The 17,550-nt window shown below is 67.0% G+C and carries 16 protein-coding genes and 1 pseudogene; 12 read left to right on the forward strand and 5 right to left on the reverse strand.

Annotation, left to right across the window (positions count from 1 at the left end):
- Nucleotides 1-11: 11 nt before the first annotated feature.
- The 10 genes and pseudogenes from lysS (at nt 12) to ACX5I6_RS06385 (ending at nt 10,737) form a co-directional block, all read left to right on the forward strand.
- Nucleotides 12-1,550, forward strand: a complete 1,539-nt coding sequence (gene lysS, locus ACX5I6_RS06340) for a lysine--tRNA ligase (RefSeq protein WP_461839874.1) — start codon at nt 12-14, stop codon at nt 1,548-1,550.
- Nucleotides 1,551-1,552: 2 nt separating this feature from the next.
- The gene (locus tag ACX5I6_RS06345) at nt 1,553-1,729 is read left to right on the forward strand and encodes a hypothetical protein (protein WP_461839875.1); all 177 of its coding nucleotides are present in this window, start codon (nt 1,553-1,555) and stop codon (nt 1,727-1,729) included.
- A gap of 141 nt (nt 1,730-1,870) precedes the next feature.
- Nucleotides 1,871-2,203, forward strand: coding sequence for a histone-like nucleoid-structuring protein Lsr2 (locus ACX5I6_RS06350; protein WP_285243237.1), 333 nt, complete (start codon nt 1,871-1,873; stop codon nt 2,201-2,203).
- 342 nt (nt 2,204-2,545) lie between these two features.
- Nucleotides 2,546-5,038: an ATP-dependent Clp protease ATP-binding subunit gene (locus tag ACX5I6_RS06355; RefSeq protein ID WP_461839876.1), complete on the forward strand. Its 2,493-nt coding sequence runs from the start codon at nt 2,546-2,548 to the stop codon at nt 5,036-5,038.
- Nucleotides 5,039-5,125: 87 nt separating this feature from the next.
- Nucleotides 5,126-7,251 (forward strand): annotated as a pseudogene (locus tag ACX5I6_RS06360) (S9 family peptidase).
- A 169-nt stretch (nt 7,252-7,420) separates the two neighbouring features.
- Nucleotides 7,421-7,930 (forward strand): amino-acid N-acetyltransferase, encoded by a 510-nt coding sequence (locus tag ACX5I6_RS06365; RefSeq protein WP_461839877.1) that lies wholly within the window; start codon nt 7,421-7,423, stop codon nt 7,928-7,930.
- Between the two features lie 238 nt (nt 7,931-8,168).
- Complete coding sequence (gene dhaK, locus ACX5I6_RS06370; RefSeq protein WP_461839878.1) at nt 8,169-9,170, forward strand: dihydroxyacetone kinase subunit DhaK; 1,002 nt, start codon at nt 8,169-8,171, stop codon at nt 9,168-9,170.
- 2 nt (nt 9,171-9,172) lie between these two features.
- Nucleotides 9,173-9,805, forward strand: a complete 633-nt coding sequence (dhaL, locus tag ACX5I6_RS06375; protein ID WP_018763179.1) for a dihydroxyacetone kinase subunit DhaL — start codon at nt 9,173-9,175, stop codon at nt 9,803-9,805.
- Nucleotides 9,802-10,494: a dihydroxyacetone kinase phosphoryl donor subunit DhaM gene (gene dhaM, locus ACX5I6_RS06380; protein WP_461839879.1), complete on the forward strand. Its 693-nt coding sequence runs from the start codon at nt 9,802-9,804 to the stop codon at nt 10,492-10,494. Before dhaL ends, dhaM begins: the two co-directional genes overlap by 4 nt.
- A 69-nt stretch (nt 10,495-10,563) precedes the next feature.
- Nucleotides 10,564-10,737, forward strand: coding sequence for a hypothetical protein (locus ACX5I6_RS06385; protein WP_461839880.1), 174 nt, complete (start codon nt 10,564-10,566; stop codon nt 10,735-10,737).
- Between the two features lie 6 nt (nt 10,738-10,743).
- Here ACX5I6_RS06385 and ACX5I6_RS06390 read toward each other — a convergent pair whose 3' ends face one another.
- The 3 genes from ACX5I6_RS06390 to ACX5I6_RS06400 all read right to left on the reverse strand — a co-directional run bounded on the left by ACX5I6_RS06390 (nt 10,744) and on the right by ACX5I6_RS06400 (nt 12,741).
- Nucleotides 10,744-11,226 (reverse strand): hypothetical protein, encoded by a 483-nt coding sequence (locus ACX5I6_RS06390; protein WP_461839881.1) that lies wholly within the window; start codon nt 11,224-11,226, stop codon nt 10,744-10,746.
- 78 nt (nt 11,227-11,304) lie between these two features.
- Nucleotides 11,305-11,736, reverse strand: a complete 432-nt coding sequence (locus tag ACX5I6_RS06395) for a DUF3592 domain-containing protein (protein WP_461839882.1) — start codon at nt 11,734-11,736, stop codon at nt 11,305-11,307.
- A gap of 60 nt (nt 11,737-11,796) precedes the next feature.
- The gene (locus ACX5I6_RS06400; protein ID WP_461839883.1) at nt 11,797-12,741 is read right to left on the reverse strand and encodes an HhH-GPD family protein; all 945 of its coding nucleotides are present in this window, start codon (nt 12,739-12,741) and stop codon (nt 11,797-11,799) included.
- 148 nt (nt 12,742-12,889) lie between these two features.
- Here ACX5I6_RS06400 and ACX5I6_RS06405 point away from each other — a divergent pair, with 148 nt between their 5' ends.
- Entirely contained in the window at nt 12,890-13,573 is a 684-nt protein-coding gene (locus ACX5I6_RS06405; RefSeq protein ID WP_461839884.1) for a hypothetical protein, read from the forward strand.
- A 57-nt stretch (nt 13,574-13,630) separates the two neighbouring features.
- Here ACX5I6_RS06405 and disA read toward each other — a convergent pair whose 3' ends face one another.
- Nucleotides 13,631-14,707 (reverse strand): DNA integrity scanning diadenylate cyclase DisA, encoded by a 1,077-nt coding sequence (gene disA / locus ACX5I6_RS06410; protein ID WP_461839885.1) that lies wholly within the window; start codon nt 14,705-14,707, stop codon nt 13,631-13,633.
- A 244-nt stretch (nt 14,708-14,951) separates the two neighbouring features.
- Entirely contained in the window at nt 14,952-15,455 is a 504-nt protein-coding gene (locus ACX5I6_RS06415) for a 2'-5' RNA ligase family protein (RefSeq protein WP_461839886.1), read from the reverse strand.
- Nucleotides 15,456-15,932: 477 nt separating this feature from the next.
- Here ACX5I6_RS06415 and ACX5I6_RS06420 point away from each other — a divergent pair, with 477 nt between their 5' ends.
- Nucleotides 15,933-17,546, forward strand: a complete 1,614-nt coding sequence (locus ACX5I6_RS06420; RefSeq protein ID WP_285246791.1) for a peptide chain release factor 3 — start codon at nt 15,933-15,935, stop codon at nt 17,544-17,546.
- The last annotated feature ends 4 nt before the right edge of the window (nt 17,547-17,550 follow it).

The following is a 17,550-nucleotide window of genomic DNA, read 5'->3' on the forward strand; positions in this document are numbered from 1 at the left end:
CGGTAAACTTGATGATTGTGACTTCCCAAAACACCCCCGCGCCCAAGAACGCCCCGGAGCCCCTCGACGCCAGCGAGCAGATGCGGATCCGCATGGAAAAGCGCGCCAAACTTCTTGAGCGCGGCGCGGAGGCGTACCCCGTGGGAGTGGAACGCACGCATTCCCTCGCCGAGATCCGGGAAAAATACGCCCACCTCGAAGCGGACGACACCACCGGCGACACCGTGGGCGTCACCGGTCGGGTGGTCTTCGTCCGGAACACCGGCAAGCTCTGCTTCGCCACCCTGCAGGAGGGCGGCACCGACGGCAAGGGCACGCGCCTTCAGGCCATGCTGAGCCTGGCCAACGTGGGCGAGGAAGCCCTCGCGGAATGGAAAGCCCTGGTGGACCTTGGCGACCATGTGTTCATCAAGGGCGAGGTCATTTCCTCCCGCCGCGGCGAACTGTCCGTCATGGCCGAATCCTGGTCCATGGCATCCAAGGCCCTCCGCCCGCTGCCCGTCCTGCACGCGGACCTGAACGAGGAAACCCGCGTCCGCCAGCGCTACGTGGACCTGATGGTCCGTGACGAAGCCCGCGAAATGGTCTACACCCGCGCCGCCATCACCCGCTCCATCCGCGAAACGCTGTTCCGCCGCCGCTACGTGGAAGTGGAAACGCCCATCCTGCAGCTGGTCCACGGCGGCGCCCTGGCGCGCCCGTTCGAGACCCACATGAACGCGTTCGACCAGAAGATGACCCTGCGGATCGCCACCGAGCTGTACCTCAAGCGGGCAGTGGTGGGCGGCATCGACCGCGTCTACGACATGGGCCGCGTGTTCCGCAACGAGGGTGTCGATTCCACCCACAGCCCCGAATTCACCACCCTTGAGTGCTACGAGGCCTGGGCCGACCAGTTCGTCATGGCGGAACGGATCAAGGAGATCATCCTCGACGCCGCGGACGCCGTGGGGGCCGGCCGCGTGCTCCAGACCGAGGCGGGGGAGATCAACCTCGACGGCGACTGGGCCTGGCTGCCCGTCTACCCGGGGCTTTCCGAGGCGGTCGGGCAGGACATTACGCCGGACACCTCCGTGGACGTGCTCCGCGAGCTCGCTGCCAAGCACGAGGTCAAGGTCGATCCCAAGTGGGACGCCGAGAAGCTGGTGGTTGAGCTCTTCGGCGAAATCGTGGAGCCCACCCTGCTGAACCCCACTTTCGTGTACGACTACCCGCCCTCGGCCCAGCCGCTGGCCCGCCCGCACCGTGAGGACGGCCGGCTGATCGAGGCCTGGGACCTGATCATCGGCGGTATGGAACGCGGCACCGCGTTCTCCGAACTGATCGACCCCGTCATCCAGCGCGAACGCCTCACCGAGCAGTCCCTGCACGCGGCCGCCGGCGACGTCGAAGCCATGCAGCTGGACGAGGACTTCCTGCGCGCCCTTGAGTACGGCGCCCCGCCCATGGGCGGCATCGGCCTGGGCATCGACCGGCTGGTGATGCTGTTCACCGGAGCCGGCATCCGCGAAACCATCCTGTTCCCGCTGCTGAAGCCCGAAGGGCACTGACCATGGAATACGTAGCCGTCATTCTTCCCTCCTTGGTGGTGGGCCTGATTTTCTGGTTTGCCATGAAGGCGATCTTCAACGCGGACAAGGCCGAGCGCCAGGCAGAGGCCCGTGCCCAGGCCGAGGCGGATTCGCTCCCGGCGCGGCCCGCCGACCGCCCGCGGCCGGAATCGCAATAGATTAAATCCCCGCCGACTTTCCGCCTTTATCCACCGGGAACCAAAAGGCGCTTTGACGCGTTGCCAACATAAGAGTCATACTTTTTAGGGAAACATCCTGCTTTTCTGAAAATCGAACTTTCCAGCAAGAGGAAGACTTTAATGGCACAGAAAGTAAACATCATCCTCGTTGATGATCTGGATGGGGGATCCGCAGACGAGAATGTTAAGTTCGGCCTCGACGGGGTCAACTACGAGATTGACCTGTCGGCTGCCAATGCCGCTGAACTCCGGTCTTCGCTGGAGCGCTTCATCGGCGTTGCCCGCAAGGCTTCCGGTGCGGCCAGGGCCCAGCGGGCCAAGGCACCTGCCGGCGGACGCGGCCACGATTCGGCGCAAATCCGGCAATGGGCGCGGGACAACGGCTACACGGTTAACAGCCGCGGCCGAATTCAGGCCGAAATCCAGGAAGCCTACCAAAAGGCAAATTCCTAGCCCGGGCTTTAGCTGCGCAGAAACCCCGCTTACCGCCGCAAGGCGGAGCGGGGTTTTTCATTGTGGAATAAGCCGGCCGCCGCACCTGCGTCCGCTTTGGCCATTTGGCTATTTAGGCCGCTTCGACCGCAAGCCCGGCCCCAAAATTCGGGCCGGCCGGCGCATTGAAACAACAGGCCCATCCGGGCTTCGTGCTCCCGGCATCGCCCGGCTGCGGGTCTGGCCGGCCTGCCATCGGGGTTATTCCCGCAAGCGGCCCGGTTTCCCCTGTGGCGAACACGCTCCACAACTCCGGACCGGGCACGTAGCATCAAAGTACGTCGTAGCTAGGAGTGTGGCGAAATGTTTGAGCGATTTACGGACCGTGCCCGTCGCGTAGTTGTGCTTGCCCAAGAAGAGGCACGCATGCTGAACCACAATTACATCGGTACCGAACACATCCTCTTGGGTCTAATCCATGAGGGTGAGGGTGTTGCCGCTAAAGCTCTTGAGTCCTTGAGCATTTCGCTCGACGGCGTTCGCGAGCAGGTGCAGGAGATCATCGGACAGGGCCAGCAGGCTCCTTCCGGCCACATCCCCTTCACCCCCCGTGCCAAGAAGGTACTGGAGCTCTCGCTGCGCGAAGCCCTCCAGTTGGGCCACAACTACATCGGCACGGAGCACATCCTGCTCGGCCTCATCCGCGAGGGTGAGGGCGTCGCCGCCCAGGTTCTGGTCAAGCTCGGCGCAGACCTCAACCGGGTCCGCCAGCAGGTCATCCAGCTCCTCTCCGGCTACCAGGGCAAGGAAACCAGCGGCGCAGGCGTCGGTGGCGGACAGCCTGAAGGCGCACCCGCCGGTTCCGTGGTCCTGGACCAGTTCGGCCGCAACCTGACCCAGGCTGCGCGCGAGAACAAGCTGGACCCGGTGATCGGCCGCGAGCAGGAAATGGAACGCGTCATGCAGGTCCTTTCCCGCCGCACCAAGAACAACCCTGTCCTCATTGGCGAGCCCGGCGTCGGCAAGACCGCCGTCGTCGAGGGCCTGGCCCAGGCGATCGTGCGCGGCGATGTCCCGGAGACCATCCGCGACAAGCAGCTGTACACCCTGGACCTTGGCTCCCTGGTGGCTGGTTCCCGCTACCGCGGCGACTTCGAAGAGCGGCTCAAGAAGGTCCTCAAGGAGATCCGCACCCGCGGTGACATCATCCTGTTCATCGACGAGATCCACACCCTGGTGGGTGCCGGTGCCGCCGAAGGCGCCATCGATGCGGCTTCGATCCTGAAGCCCATGCTGGCCCGCGGGGAGCTGCAGACCATCGGTGCCACCACGCTGGACGAGTACCGCAAGCACATCGAGAAGGATGCCGCGCTGGAGCGCCGCTTCCAGCCGATCCAGGTCAAGGAACCCTCCGTGGCGCACGCCATCGAGATCCTCAAGGGCCTGCGCGACCGGTACGAGGCTCACCACCGCGTCACCATCACCGATGGTGCCCTGGCGTCCGCTGCAAGCCTGGCCGAGCGCTACATCTCTGATCGCTTCCTGCCAGACAAGGCGATCGACCTGATCGACGAGGCCGGCGCCCGGTTGCGCATCCGCCGCATGACCGCTCCGCCGGAGCTCAAGGCCATGGACGAGCGCATCGCCAAGCTGAAGATGGAGAAGGAATCCGCCATCGACGCCCAGGACTTCGAAGGTGCCGCCGCGCTCCGCGACAAGGAGCAGAAGATGATCTCCGAGCGGTCGGAGAAGGAACGGCACTGGAAGTCCGGCGGCATGGACGACATCTCCGAGGTGGATGAGGACCTCATTGCCGAGGTGCTGGCCAACTCCACGGGCATCCCCGTCTTCAAGCTGACCGAGGAAGAGTCCTCGCGCCTGCTCAAGATGGAAGAGGAACTGCACAAGCGCGTCGTCGGCCAGGACGAGGCCATCAAGGCGCTCTCCCAGGCCATCCGCCGCACCCGTGCAGGGCTCAAGGACCCCAAGCGCCCCGGTGGCTCGTTCATCTTCGCCGGCCCCACCGGCGTCGGCAAGACCGAGCTCGCCAAGGCCCTCGCCGAGTTCCTCTTCGGTGAAGAGGACGCCCTCATCACCTTGGACATGTCCGAGTACTCCGAGAAGCACACCGTTTCCCGGCTCTTCGGTGCCCCTCCGGGCTACGTGGGCTACGAGGAAGGCGGCCAGCTGACCGAAAAGGTCCGCCGCCGTCCGTTCTCCGTAGTGCTGTTCGACGAAGTTGAAAAGGCCCACGCGGACCTCTTCAACTCGCTGCTGCAGATCCTGGAAGACGGCCGCCTGACCGACTCCCAGGGCCGCGTGGTGGACTTCAAGAACACCGTGATCATCATGACCACCAACCTGGGTACCCGGGACATCTCCAAGAGCGTTGCCACCGGCTTCCAGTCCGGCACCGACACGCAGACCGGCTACAACCGCATGCGTGCACGGGTCACGGAGGAACTCAAGCAGCACTTCCGCCCCGAGTTCCTGAACCGTGTTGACGACGTCGTGGTGTTCCCGCAGCTGACCCAGGACGAGATCATCGAGATCGTGGACCTGTTCGTCACCCGCCTGGAGAAGCGACTCAAGGACAAGGACATGGGCATCGAGCTCACCAAGGCCGCAAAGGTGCTCCTGGCAACCCGCGGCTACGATCCCGCCATGGGTGCCCGGCCGCTGCGCCGCACCATCCAGCGCGAGATCGAGGACCAGCTCTCCGAGAAAATCCTGTTCGGCGAGATCCACCCCGGCGACATCGTCGTGGTGGATGTCGAGGGCGAAGGCGACGAAGCGAAGTTCACCTTCGCGGGCAACGCCAAGCCGCGCATCCCGGAGATCGCCCCGAGCGTCTAGCCTCCACAGCCAAAGCCCCGCCGCTCCCCACGGAGCGGCGGGGCTTTCGCATTGTGATCGGCGGCACAAACCGTGTTGAATCGGGGCATGGCTAACTTGGAACCGGTGATCCCGGATGAGCAACCACTGACCCCCTTCCACGACCTCGACCACTACCTCGCCATCCCACGGGTAAGCGGCCTCGCCCTGAGCCCTGACGGCTCGCGGCTGGTCACCACCGTCAGCACCCTGAACGGCAAGGGCACCGAATTCGCCACGGCGCTGTGGGAAGCTGGACCCGCAGGGCAGAAACACGCCCGCCGCATCACCCGCAGCGCCAAGGGCGAAGCGGGTGCCGCCTTTGCGGCCAACGGTGATGTGTACTTCACCTCCGCACGGCCGGACCCGGACAGCCCGGACGAGGAGCCGGTCAACGCGCTCTGGATGCTTCCGGCCGACGGCGGCGAGGCCCGGGTGGTCCTCAGCCGGGCCGGCGGCATCAGCCGCATCATGACGGCCAGGGACGCCGACGCGGCCTTCGTGACGGCAGAGGTCCTGGCTGGATCTGCCGACGAAGGCGACGACGCCGAGCGGCGCAAGTCCCGGAAGGACAAGAAGGTCTCGGCCATCCTGCACAGCGAATACCCGGTCCGCTACTGGGACGCAGACCTGGGGCCGTCCCAACCGCGCATCTTTGCCGTCGAGCCGGGGAGGACACGGCTCCTGGCAAGCCCGCCACGGTTGACGCCACCGCCCCTCTTTCCCTTCGCAACCTCACGCCCGACGCCGGTCCCCGGCTGCGCGAAGCGGAAACCGTGGTCAGCCCGGACGGGAAAACCATTTACAGCAGTTACACCAGGCCCCTTGCCAAGGCTGACAGCCGCTCCATCCTCGTGGCCGTGGATGTGGCCTCGGGCAGCCTCAAGGTCCTGCTGGACCATGAAGGCATGAGCTACTTTCCCGGGCCGGTCAGCCCTGACGGCAGGACGCTTGTGGTGGTCAGCGAGTCCGACTCCACCCCGCACAAGGCGCCGGAGATCAAGCTGCACCTGCTCGACGTGTCCGGTGACGCCGCCGTCGACGACGCTTCCGGCCTGCAGCCCCTAGCCCACGACTGGGACCGCTGGGCCAAGCCCGCAGCCTGGCTTCCCGACGGCTCCGCCATCCTCGTCACGGCGGACGACGACGGCGCGTCGCCGGTTTTCCGGGTCAGCGTTCCGTCCGCTGCCGCCGAGGTGGGCGTCACCCGGGTGACGCAGGACGCCGCGGCGTACACCGACGTCCTCATCTCGCCGCAGGGACGCCACGCGTATGCCCTCCGGAGCTCCTATGCGTTCCCACCCGAGGCCGTGCGCATCGACCTGGCCACCGGTGAAACCACGCGCCTGCCCGCTCCGGCCGAACGCCCGGCCAGTCCCGGACGGCTGGAGCGCATTGCAGCCTCCGCTGCCGACGGTGCCCGCGTCCCCGCCTACCTTGCGCTGCCGGAGGGTGCCTCTGCCGAGTCGCCGGTGCCGCTGCTTCTCTGGATCCACGGCGGTCCGCTGGGCTCCTGGAACGCCTGGACCTGGCGTTGGAACCCCTGGCTCCTGGCGGCCAAGGGATACGCCGTCCTGCTCCCTGATCCGGCCTTGTCCACCGGATACGGGCAATCGCACATCCAGCGCGGCTGGGGTTCCTGGGGCAAGGCGCCGTTCACCGACCTCATGGCGGTCACGGACGCCGCCGTGGAGCGCCCGGATATTGACCATGAGCGGACCGCAGCGATGGGAGGCTCGTTTGGCGGCTACATGGCCAACTGGGTTGCCGGCAATACGGACCGGTTCAAGGCCGTGGTCACCCACGCCAGCCTGTGGGCCCTGGACCAGTTTGGTCCCACCACGGATGCTTCGCAGTACTGGCTGAAGGAAATGACCGAGGAGATGGCACTGGAAAACTCCCCGCATCTCCACGCGGAAAACATCAGCACCCCCATGCTGGTGATCCATGGCGACAAGGACTACCGGGTGCCCATCGGCGAGGGGCTGCGACTCTGGTATGAGCTGCTGTCCAAATCCCGGCTGGCCGCGGACGACGACGGGCAGACGCCGCACCGGTTCCTCTACTTCCCGGACGAGAACCACTGGATCCTCAAGCCGCAGCACGCCAAGGTCTGGTACCAGGTGGTGGAGTGGTTCCTGGCCAAGAACGTCCTGGGCCAAGAGACCGAGCTGCCCGCAGAACTCGGCCTCTAGGCTGTTCGATACTCCGGCTCGGAGGCTGGGGCGTTTGCCGCTTGCTGCTCGTTCCTCCCCGCTGGCCCCCTGCCTCGCAAGCTCGGCCGGGGACCCTCACCAGCGTGGGCCCAGCTTTGACGCAAGCTACGCAAATGTCCCAGCCTCCTTCGCCTCGTAGGATGGCTTTGTGACTGACTCCTTCCACATCCGCCCTGCACGCACCAGCGACGTCCCGGCCATCAAGAAGCTCGTGGCGCCCCTGGCCGAGGAACGCATCCTGATGGCGAAGGAGACCGTGGCCTACTACGAGAGCCTGCAGGAGTTCAGGATCGCCGAGTCCAGCGACGGCGAAATGATCGGCTGCGGGGCGCTGCACGTCATGTGGGAGGACCTTGCCGAAATCCGCACCCTCGCGGCCTCCGGGCAATGGCGGGGCAAAGGGGTGGGGCACGTCCTGGTGGAGAACCTGCTGGAGGAAGCCCGGGCCCTTGGCGTGGCCCGGGTTTTCTGCCTTACGTTCGAGGTGGACTTCTTCAAGCGCCACGGCTTCGAAGTGATGGCCGACCAGTCGGCGGTGGACCCGGAGGTGTACTCGGAGCTCCTGCGCTCCCATGACGAAGGCGTTGCCGAATTCCTGGACCTGGCACGCGTCAAACCGAACACCCTGGGCAACACCCGGATGATCCGCATTCTCTGAATGGCGTCCCGGCAGGGAGGCGATGACCCATCTTTGCATTATTCGAATTGATGGATAAAATAGTCACGGCCGGGATATTGGGGGGCCTCAGGAGAGGGACAGTCATTGGGGGCTGTCCCTTTGCTGCGTCCGGGGCCGGTGCCAAAGGAAAACCGGATCGGACGAACCTACCGCCGTGGCGACCCCGGTAGTAGGGTCGAAAAACACATCCTCCAGGAGCGCAGCCAGGAGCACCGCCATGAAGAAACTCATCAACGATCCCAAATCCGTCGTCCAGGAAGCCGTCCAGGGATTTGGCCTGGCCTACGCCGAACTCGTCACGGTCAGCGAAGACCCCACCTACATCACGCGCAAGGATGCGCCCGTGGCCGGCAAGGTGGGACTGGTTTCCGGCGGGGGCAGCGGCCACGAGCCGTTGCACGCCGGCTATGTGGGCAAAGGAATGCTCGACGCCGCCGTGCCGGGGGCGGTGTTCACCTCACCGACGCCGGACCAGATACTTCCGGCCACCCTGGCCGTCAACTCCGGAGCCGGGGTGGTGCATATCGTCAAGAACTACACCGGCGACGTCCTGAACTTCGAGACCGCCGCCGAGCTCGCCGAGGCCGAAGGCGTCAGCGTCCGCACGGTCCTGGTCAACGACGACGTCGCAGTTGAGGACTCGCTCTACACGGCCGGCCGGCGGGGCGTGGGCGGCACGGTCCTGGTGGAAAAGATCGCCGGGGCCGCGGCGGAACGCGGCGACGACCTCGACGCCGTGGCCGCCATCGGCGAGAAGGTCAATGCCAACGTCAGGACCATGGGCGTTGCGCTGTCCGCCTGCACCGTTCCCCACGCCGGCACCCCGAGCTTCGACCTCGCCGACGACGAGATTGAAATCGGCATCGGAATCCATGGCGAGCCAGGCCGCCACAAAATCCCGATGGAAAACGCAGACAGCATCACCAACCGCCTGCTGGAACCCGTCCTTGGGGACCTGGGCATCAGTGCAGGGGACAAGGTGCTGCTGTTCGTCAACGGCATGGGCGGCACCCCGCTGAGCGAGCTCTACATCGTGTACCGGCGGGCCGTGCAGGTGCTTGCAGATGCCGGCGCCACGGTGGAACGCTCTTTGGTGGGCAACTACATCACCGCCCTGGAGATGCAGGGCTGCTCCATCTCGGTGCTCCGGCTCGATGACGAGCTCACGGAATTGTGGGACGCCCCCGTCCATACCGCTGCCCTGCGCTGGGGCGTGTAGCCATGGGGCTGGACGCGAACTGGGCCGTGAAGTGGCTGACCCTCTGCGCGCAGGCCATGGCCGAGCACCGGGTGGAACTGATCGAACTGGACCGGGCCATCGGGGATTCGGACCACGGGGAGAACATGGACCGCGGCTTCCAGGCGGTCCTGGCCAAGCTCGGCGAATCCACGCCGGAGACCCCGGGTGCGGCCTTGAAGATGACGGCAATGACCCTGATGTCCAAGGTTGGCGGTGCTGCGGGCCCGCTCTACGGCACCGCGTTCCTGCGTGCAGCCACGGCGGTGGGCGATGCTGCCGAGATCGATCCCTCCGCCTGGGCCGATGCGCTGGCAGCCGCCCGGGACGGGATCGTGGCGCGCGGGAAGGCGGAGCCCGGGGACAAGACGATGGTGGACGCGTGGACACCTGCGGTTGACGCTGCGCGGGCCGCCGCGGACGGCGGGAGCGCCGGCCTCCTTGGCGTCCTCGTGGCGGCGGCGGAAGCTGCCGAGGCCGGTGCCGTAGCCACGGATCCGCTGATTGCCCGCAAGGGCCGAGCCAGCTACCTCGGCGAACGCAGTGCCGGGCACCGGGATCCCGGCGCTGTTTCCAGCGCCTTGATCCTGCGTGCGGCAGTCGGGGCTGCCGCGTGACCGTAAGCATCGTGGTGGTCTCCCACAGCGCAAAGATTGCCGACGGCGCCAGGGAACTTGCCGCCCAGATGGCACCTGACGTGGTACTCCTGGCTGCCGGAGGCACCGACGACGGCAGGATCGGCACCAGCCTGGAAAAAGTCCTCGCCGCCCTGGAGCAGGCCGGCGGGGACGGGACAGTGGTCCTCACGGATTTGGGGTCGGCCGTGATGACCGCCGAATCGGCTCTCGAGTTCCTGGGAGATCCCGAAGGCGTCCTGCTCGCAGATGCGCCCCTGGTGGAGGGCCTGGTGGCCGCGGCGGTGGCTGCGCAGGGCGGGGCTGACGCGCAGGCAGTCAAGCGTGCTGCGGAGGCGGCGTTGGGCCCGGCACGCCAGCTGGCGCCGGGTTCCGGTCAGGCCGCCGATGAGGGCCCGGGCGCCGGCACGCCACCGGACTGCACCGGCGACTTCGAACTGGTAAACCAGGCCGGCATGCACGCGCGGCCGGCCGCGAAAATGGCCGGCGGCCTGTCCTCCCTCGACGCGGAAGTGACCATCAACGGGGTGGACGGCGCCTCCATGACGGGCCTGATGACCCTGGGCGCAGGCAAGGGTTCGGTCCTGCATGTGGAGGCCTGGGGCGCGGATGCCGAACGGGCCGTGAGCTACGTGGGCGCCTTGGTGCAGTCCGGCTTCGGTGAACCGTGACGTTCCAATCCGGGGCTTCGCGGTGTGTTCCGGAGGCCTGCGCGCTTTCCTGGGAATAAGCTCGATGCCATGGAACGGCCGCCTGCAGAGAACCCACCGGATATTGAAGTGCTGGACGGCCAGATATCGGTGGAGGAGCTGCTCGCAGAACTCGGGTTCGAGTGGACCGCTGAGCCGGTGGGCGGCGCTGTGGTGCCTGGAACGTCGGGAGGCGAACCTTTCAGCCAGCCGGCACTCTTCTAGGCCGGTTCAGGTCCGCGGGTGCAGTCCCGAGCTGTCCAGCGTGACGGATGCTGACACGACCTTGCCGCACTGCTTGCCGAAGGGATACGCCGCCTGCGGGTGGAGTTCCAGGGTCCGCACGGGCAGCGCGGAGCCGTCTGGAGCGGCGCCGGAGGCCGTGATGGCCATGGGCGATTCCGTCAGGGTTTCCAGCATGAGCATGCCCACCGCGGTGCCGTCGGGCGAGGCCGTGGCGGAACAGATCGCACCAGCGCAGCCTTGGTCAACGGATGCGCTGCCCGGGCGCAGTTCGAGGTCCCCTTCCCGGCACGAGCCGTCCTGGCAGGCGCGAAGATGCAGCCTGCCGACCCGCGGAGCGTAGTCGGCGCTGACTGTGACGGAGACTGCGGTGGCCTGCGCGATCGCCGGGCACGCGCTGGGGGCGGATCCGCACGCCGGCAGTGACACTGCGGCGGTGATCAAAACCAAGAGGAGTCCGGGCCTGCCCATGCTTTCAGGCTACGTCCGAGGCGGAGTTACAGGGCGGTTCGTGCCGGATTCGCGGCAACATCGTTACGCGCCGCGCGCTCACCCGAGCGGGAAGATTCCGATGAACCAGAACAGGGCGATGGCGAAGACTGCGAAGAACGGGATCAGGCAGCCGAGGGCGGCGCGGGACGATGAGGAAACCTGGAACGACTCGTTGGGGTTCGCCGGGTTGTACGCCACCTCCACGAGGGATCCCGGGACGGGCTGCTCGGCAAGGGAGACCTCGGACTTGCCCATGAAGAGGGTGCCCTGCGGATCCGTGAACTGGTAGGTGGGGTAGTGGCGGAGGTTCCGGTTGGAGCCGCCCACGCCACTAGTCCAGCCGGTGGTGCTGCCGGTTACTGTGGCCTGCGTCTTGGGCCAGGCCGCCGTCCGCTGGTCGTGCTGCCTGGTTTTGCGCACGGAGCGCACCAGCGCGACGATGGCGGCGGCAACGAACAGTGCCCACACGATGTACAGAATGATCTTCATGGCTTCCCCCGGTTCCGGTCACCAAGAAGTATGCCATCCCCGTCCCGCACTCCGGGCGCCTCAGGCCGGGAGCCGGTAGCCGCCGTCGTGCATTTCTGCCAGGCCGTCAGCGAGCAGCCCGGCAAGCGCCCGTTCCAGCTGTTCGGGCGCGGAGTTGAGCCGGTGCAGGGCGGCCAGCGGCACGCCGACGCCTTCCGGGGCGAAGCCGAGGTCGGCGGGTTCGCGCTGGAACATCTCCGGCGGCACGGGCGCATCGGCCAGCCGCAGGACGGCCAGGACGGCGCCGCGGACCTGCCGGTCGGTGCCGTGCCAGGCCTGGCCTTTGGGCACGTACGACGGCGGCGGCTCACCCGCCGCGAGCCAGGCACAGGAGTCCTTCACCGGGCACGCGGCACACTTGGGTGCCCGGGCCGTGCACACCAGCGCTCCCAGCTCCATGACCGCAGCGTTCCAGCGCACGGAGGTGTCGTCGTCGTCCGGCAGCAGTGCCGCGGCCAGGCGCATCTCCGCCGCGGTCAGCGCGGGGGCGGGAAGGGCGACGCCGGAGATCAGCCGGGCGTGCACCCGGCGGATGTTGGTATCCACCACCGTTTCCCGGCGTCCGTACGCGAAGGCGGCCACCGCCGCCGCCGTATAGCTGCCCACCCCGGGAAGTGCCAACAGGGCCGCGTACGTGTCCGGGACCTTGCCGCCATGGTCCTGCACAATGGCCGTGGCCGCGGCGTGCAGCCGGAGTGCCCGCCTGGGGTAGCCCAGCCGGCCCCAGGACCGCACGGCTTCGCCCGCGGGTTCGCCGGCCAGGCCGGCCGGGGTGGGCCAGCGCTTGAGCCATTCGTGCCAGACGGGAAGCACCCGCACCACGGGGGTCTGCTGCAGCATGATCTCGCTGACCAGTACGCCCCAGGGGGAGCAGTCAGGCTCGCGCCAGGGGAGGTCGCGGGCGATGCCGGCGAACCAGCCGTTGATCCGGTGATGGAGCAGCTGCAGGCGGTCCGGGCCGGGCACGGCCGGGGTGGTGGAGGTGGTTTGAGTGTCGATTCCAACACTGTAGTTGATCGTTTCCGGCCCGCTGAAAACCGGTTGTGACCAGAGCGATGGCGGCCCGGCGGCGTGGTGGCGGTGCAGAACCAGAGGCGTTCCATAGCCTAGGAGGATGGGCAGGCAAGGCAATTCATCAGCACGCGGCACGGCATCCGGTTCCAGCAGCGTCCGGAAGCCGAGCCCGGCCGTGTACCGTCGCCGCCGGCTGGCAGCCGGCGGTGCCCTGCTCCTGGTGATTGCCCTGGTGCTGGGCGGCCTCGCCCTGGCGGGGGCTTTCAAGGGCGGCTCGCAGCAGGCCTCCTCGACGCAACCTTCCACCGCTGATCCGGAGGCCTCCCCGGCGCCGCCCGCCACCCCGTCCGCGACGCCCTCCGCAACGCCGTCGCCCACTGCCGCAGCCACCCCCACGTGCAACCAGAGCCTGGTGACCGTGACGGCGTCCACGGACAAGGCCGCCTATGGTCCCGGTGAAAACCCGATGCTCACGCTGAAGGTCACCAACGGCGGAACCGTGCCCTGCGAGGTCAACATTGGAACCTCGCAAATGGAGTTCCTGGTGACCAGCGGCTCGGACCGGATCTTCTCCTCAAAGGACTGCCAGGCATCAAGCGAGGACCTGGAGAAGGTCATTGCTCCCGGCGCCAGCGAAACCGCCAACTTCCCCTGGGGCCGGAACCGCAGCGCCGATGGCTGCAAGCCCGTTTCGGCAGCACCCGGCGGTGGCGGGGCGTACTACATCTTCACCGCGAAACTGGGCTCGCGGGCCAGCCCGAAGGCCGTATTCCAGCTGAACTGACCCCAGCTTGTGGGAAACCGCCGGGAAGTTTCCTGGGGCGGCTAGTTGGGGCGGTGTCTAGAGGAATCGGTCCAGGAGACTTGCTTCGGCCATCCGGCTGAGTCCTTCGCGGACCGTGCGGGCGCGCTGGTCGCCGATGCCGTCCACGGTCATCAGGTCATCGATGGTGGCTGCCATCAGGAACTGCAGGCCCCCGAAATGGTCCACCAGGCGGTCGGCCACGGCCTTGGGGACTGCCTTCAGGCCGGACAGCAGCCGGTAGCCGCGCGGCTGCACGACGGCATCGAGATTGGCCTCGCCGCCGGCGAATCCCACGATCGCCGAAATTTTGCCCAGGTCGATCAATTCCGTTGGCCCCAGGTTCACCAATTCGCTGACGGCCTTCTCGATGTCCTCCGCGGAGGCGTTGGGGCTGGCGTAGTCGCGGATGATCACATCGCTGCCGGGGCCCCGCCCCACGGTGAGTTCGTCGAGCTGGAGGGAAAGAAGCCGGCCGTCCTCGCCGAGTTCCAGGACATACTGGGAGATTTCCTCGGAGATGCGGCGGACCATTTCCTGCCGCTGCAAGGTCACGGCCACATCCCGCACCGTCACCATCGCCTCGATTTCCAGGGCCGAAGGGGAGCTGGTGACCTGGTCCAGCCGGGCTCGGTAGCGCTCAAGGGTGGCAAGGGCCTGGTTCGCGCGCGCCAGGACGTTTTCGGAGCCTTCCAGGACGTGCCGGAGGCCATTGACGTAGAGGGCGATGATCTGCATGGACTGGCTCACGGAGATTACCGGGACGCCGGTCTGTTTGGCCACCCGCTCGGCCGTGCGGTGGCGGGTTCCGGATTCCTGCGTCTCGATGCTTGAGTCCGGGACCAGCTGGACGGCGGCCCGCAGGATGTTGCCGGCATCCTTGTCGCAGATGATGGCGCCGTCCATCTTGGCCAGCTCGCGCAGCCGGGTGGGCGAGAACTCGATCCCGATGTCGAAGCCGCCGGAGCAGATGGAGTCGATGGTCCGGTCGGAGCCCAGGACGATCAGCGCGCCGGTACGCCCGCGGAGGATGCGTTCCAGGCCGTCGCGGAGGGGCGTTCCGGGGGCCACCCTGCCCAGAGTGGCCCGCAGCGATTCTTCGGGGCTCCGCGCCATGGTGTTTCCCTTCAAAGGTGCGGACCGCCGGCTGCGGGAATGCCGGCATCCGCAGTTGGCCGGCAGGATCAAAAAGTGCGCTGATTCCCGCAAGCTCAATGATAGGGGTAAGAATCGCCACTTCCGCACGGGCAAGCCCCAAAGTGCCTCATTAGGGGGTGCACGGAACAGCCGGGAAAGTGGGCGCCGCAGCCGGTCCAGGGAGGGCACTTTCCCCTTCGTTGGCCCGGGCTCCAGGCACTGCTCAGGAGGACCCGGTGGCCAAGGGCGTCACGGTCCTGGTGCTTTCGTCCCAGAGTCTGGCGCCGGTGCACCGGCCCTCGATCCGCAGGTCCAGCAGGTCCATCGCTGTTCCGAGCTGGGCCCCGGCGATGCGGCGGGCAATGGTGACGTGCGGCGTCCAGGCGCCCGGACGCGTCAGTGGAAGCGCCCCGGACACGTCCCGGTGCAGCGCGCGGTGCAGGTCCAGCAGGGCGGGATCCAGCAGGACCGAGCGGGCCAGGACGTACTTCCCCGTACCCGCAGGGAAAATGATCGCCCCGGAGAACGTCACGTCCAGGGGCAGCCGGTCCCAGGGCCCATCCGGACCGGCCTCCAGCCCTGCGCCTGCCGCCAGCGTGATGTGCGGGCTGTTGCTGGGGGAGGTGTGCGCCGCCAGGCTGGGGAGGCCGGCGGCCGCAAGCCGTGCCCAGTCGGCCCTGACCAGGGAATCGGTGGGGTCATCGAAGACCAGCTCGATGCTGCGCATGAACACATCATGCCGTTCCCGCGGCACGATGGTGGGAACTTCAGCGTTTACGTTCCCTGAGCATCCGCTCCAGGTCACGGCTGACTTTGGAGAGGGAAGCTGCCCGGAGCGCCTTGTGTTCGGCGGCCGACTGGACCCCGCGCTTCCGCGACGCCCCTGGGTGCCTGGCGGGAGCCGGGTCGGCAGTTCCGGCGGTGGCCAGGCCTGCCGCGAGGTTATTGCCGAGGTTTGTAGCCAGCGGATCGAAGAAGAGGTTGCCGGAGAAGGTGGAGCGTGCATCATCCGCCCAAGCTAGCCGGTAGGCATTTCGTGTCCTTGAACGTCCGGTTTCGCACTCGTTAAGCGGAACGGCTCCCGTTTGCGGCCCTGCGATAAACTTGTACTTTGGCCGCTTGCCAATGACATTCCCCGCCCTTGAGCCGCAGCGCACTAACCGACAGGCCCCTGGGCAGCCACAACCGCAGCGAAAGTAGCACCGTGTCCCAAGATGTCCTGACCCCCGCCCGGATCTCCGAGATTCACAAGGAAGCAGGCCGCCGCAGGACCTTCGCCGTCATTTCCCACCCGGACGCCGGCAAGTCCACGCTCACCGAAGCGCTGGCGCTGCACGCAAAGGTGATCGGAACGGCCGGCGCCTCCAGCGGCAAGGCCAACCGCAGGGAAACGGTCTCGGACTGGATGCAGATGGAAAAGGACCGCGGTATCTCCATCAGCTCTGCGGCGCTGCAGTTCTCCTACCGGGATACCGTCATCAACCTGCTGGACACCCCCGGCCACGCGGACTTCTCCGAGGACACCTACCGGGTGCTCGCCGCCGTCGACTGCGCCGTGATGCTGGTGGACGCCGCCAAGGGCCTGGAAACCCAGACCATGAAGCTCTTCGAGGTCTGCAAGCAGCGCAACCTGCCCATCATCACCGTCATCAACAAGTGGGACCGCCCGGGCCTGGACGCCCTGGCCCTGATGGATGAAATCACCGAACGCACCGGCCTGCAGCCCATGCCGCTGACCTGGGCCGTGGGCATCTCGGGCGATTTCCGCGGCGTCTGGGACCTCCGCAACGACCGCTTTGCCCGGTTCCAGCGGAACAACGCCGGCGCCCAGATCGCCATCACGGAGTACTTCACCCCGGAGGAAGCCGCCGAAAACCAGGGCAGCAACTGGTCCGACGCCGTGGATGAGGCCGGCCTGGTCATCGAGTCCAACCTCGAGTTCGACGTCGATGCCTTCCACGCCGGCAAGGCCACCCCCATCCTGTTCAGTTCGGCCGCCCTCAACTTCGGTGTCAAGGAACTGCTGGACGCCTTGGTGGATTTCGCCCCGCCCGCAGCTCCCCGGCCGGACATCGACGGCAACCCCCGCGCGGTGGAAGCACCGTTCTCCGGGTTCGTGTTCAAGGTCCAGGCCGGCATGAACAAGGCGCACCGGGACCACGTGGCCTTTATCCGCGTCTGCTCGGGCGTCTTTGAGCGCGGCATGGTGGTCACCCAGACCCGCACCGGCAAATCCTTCGCCACCAAGTACGCGCAGCAGGTCTTCGGGCGCGAACGCGAGGTCATCGACGAGGCCTACCCCGGGGACGTGGTTGGCCTGGTCAACGCTTCCTCGCTGCGGGTGGGTGACAGCCTGTTCCTCGAGGAGGCGGTGGAATACCCGGCCATCCCGCTGTTCGCCCCGGAGCACTTCCAGGTGGCACGGTCCAAGGACCCCAGCAAGTTCAAGCAGTTCCGCCGCGGCATCGAACAACTCGAGCACGAGGGCGTCATCCAGCTCCTCCGCTCAGACCTCCGCGGCGACCAGGCGCCGGTGCTCGCCGCCGTCGGACCGATGCAGTTCGAGGTGGTGGAGGACCGCATGGCGCACGACTTCAGCGCTCCCATGCGCCTGGAGCGCCTGCCGTACTCCCTGGCCCGGATTTCGACGGCGGATGCCATGCCCGCCCTGGCCAACGTCCCCGGCGCGGAGGTGCTCCTGCGGTCCGACGGCGAATACCTCGCCTTGTTCAACGACGTTTGGGCGCTGCGGCGGATCGAGAAGAACCATCCGGACCTGACGCTCGTGCCCATCGGCACGCACAACCCGGCGAAGTAGGGCG

It is taken from the genome of Arthrobacter sp. MMS24-T111, from assembly GCF_054888995.1.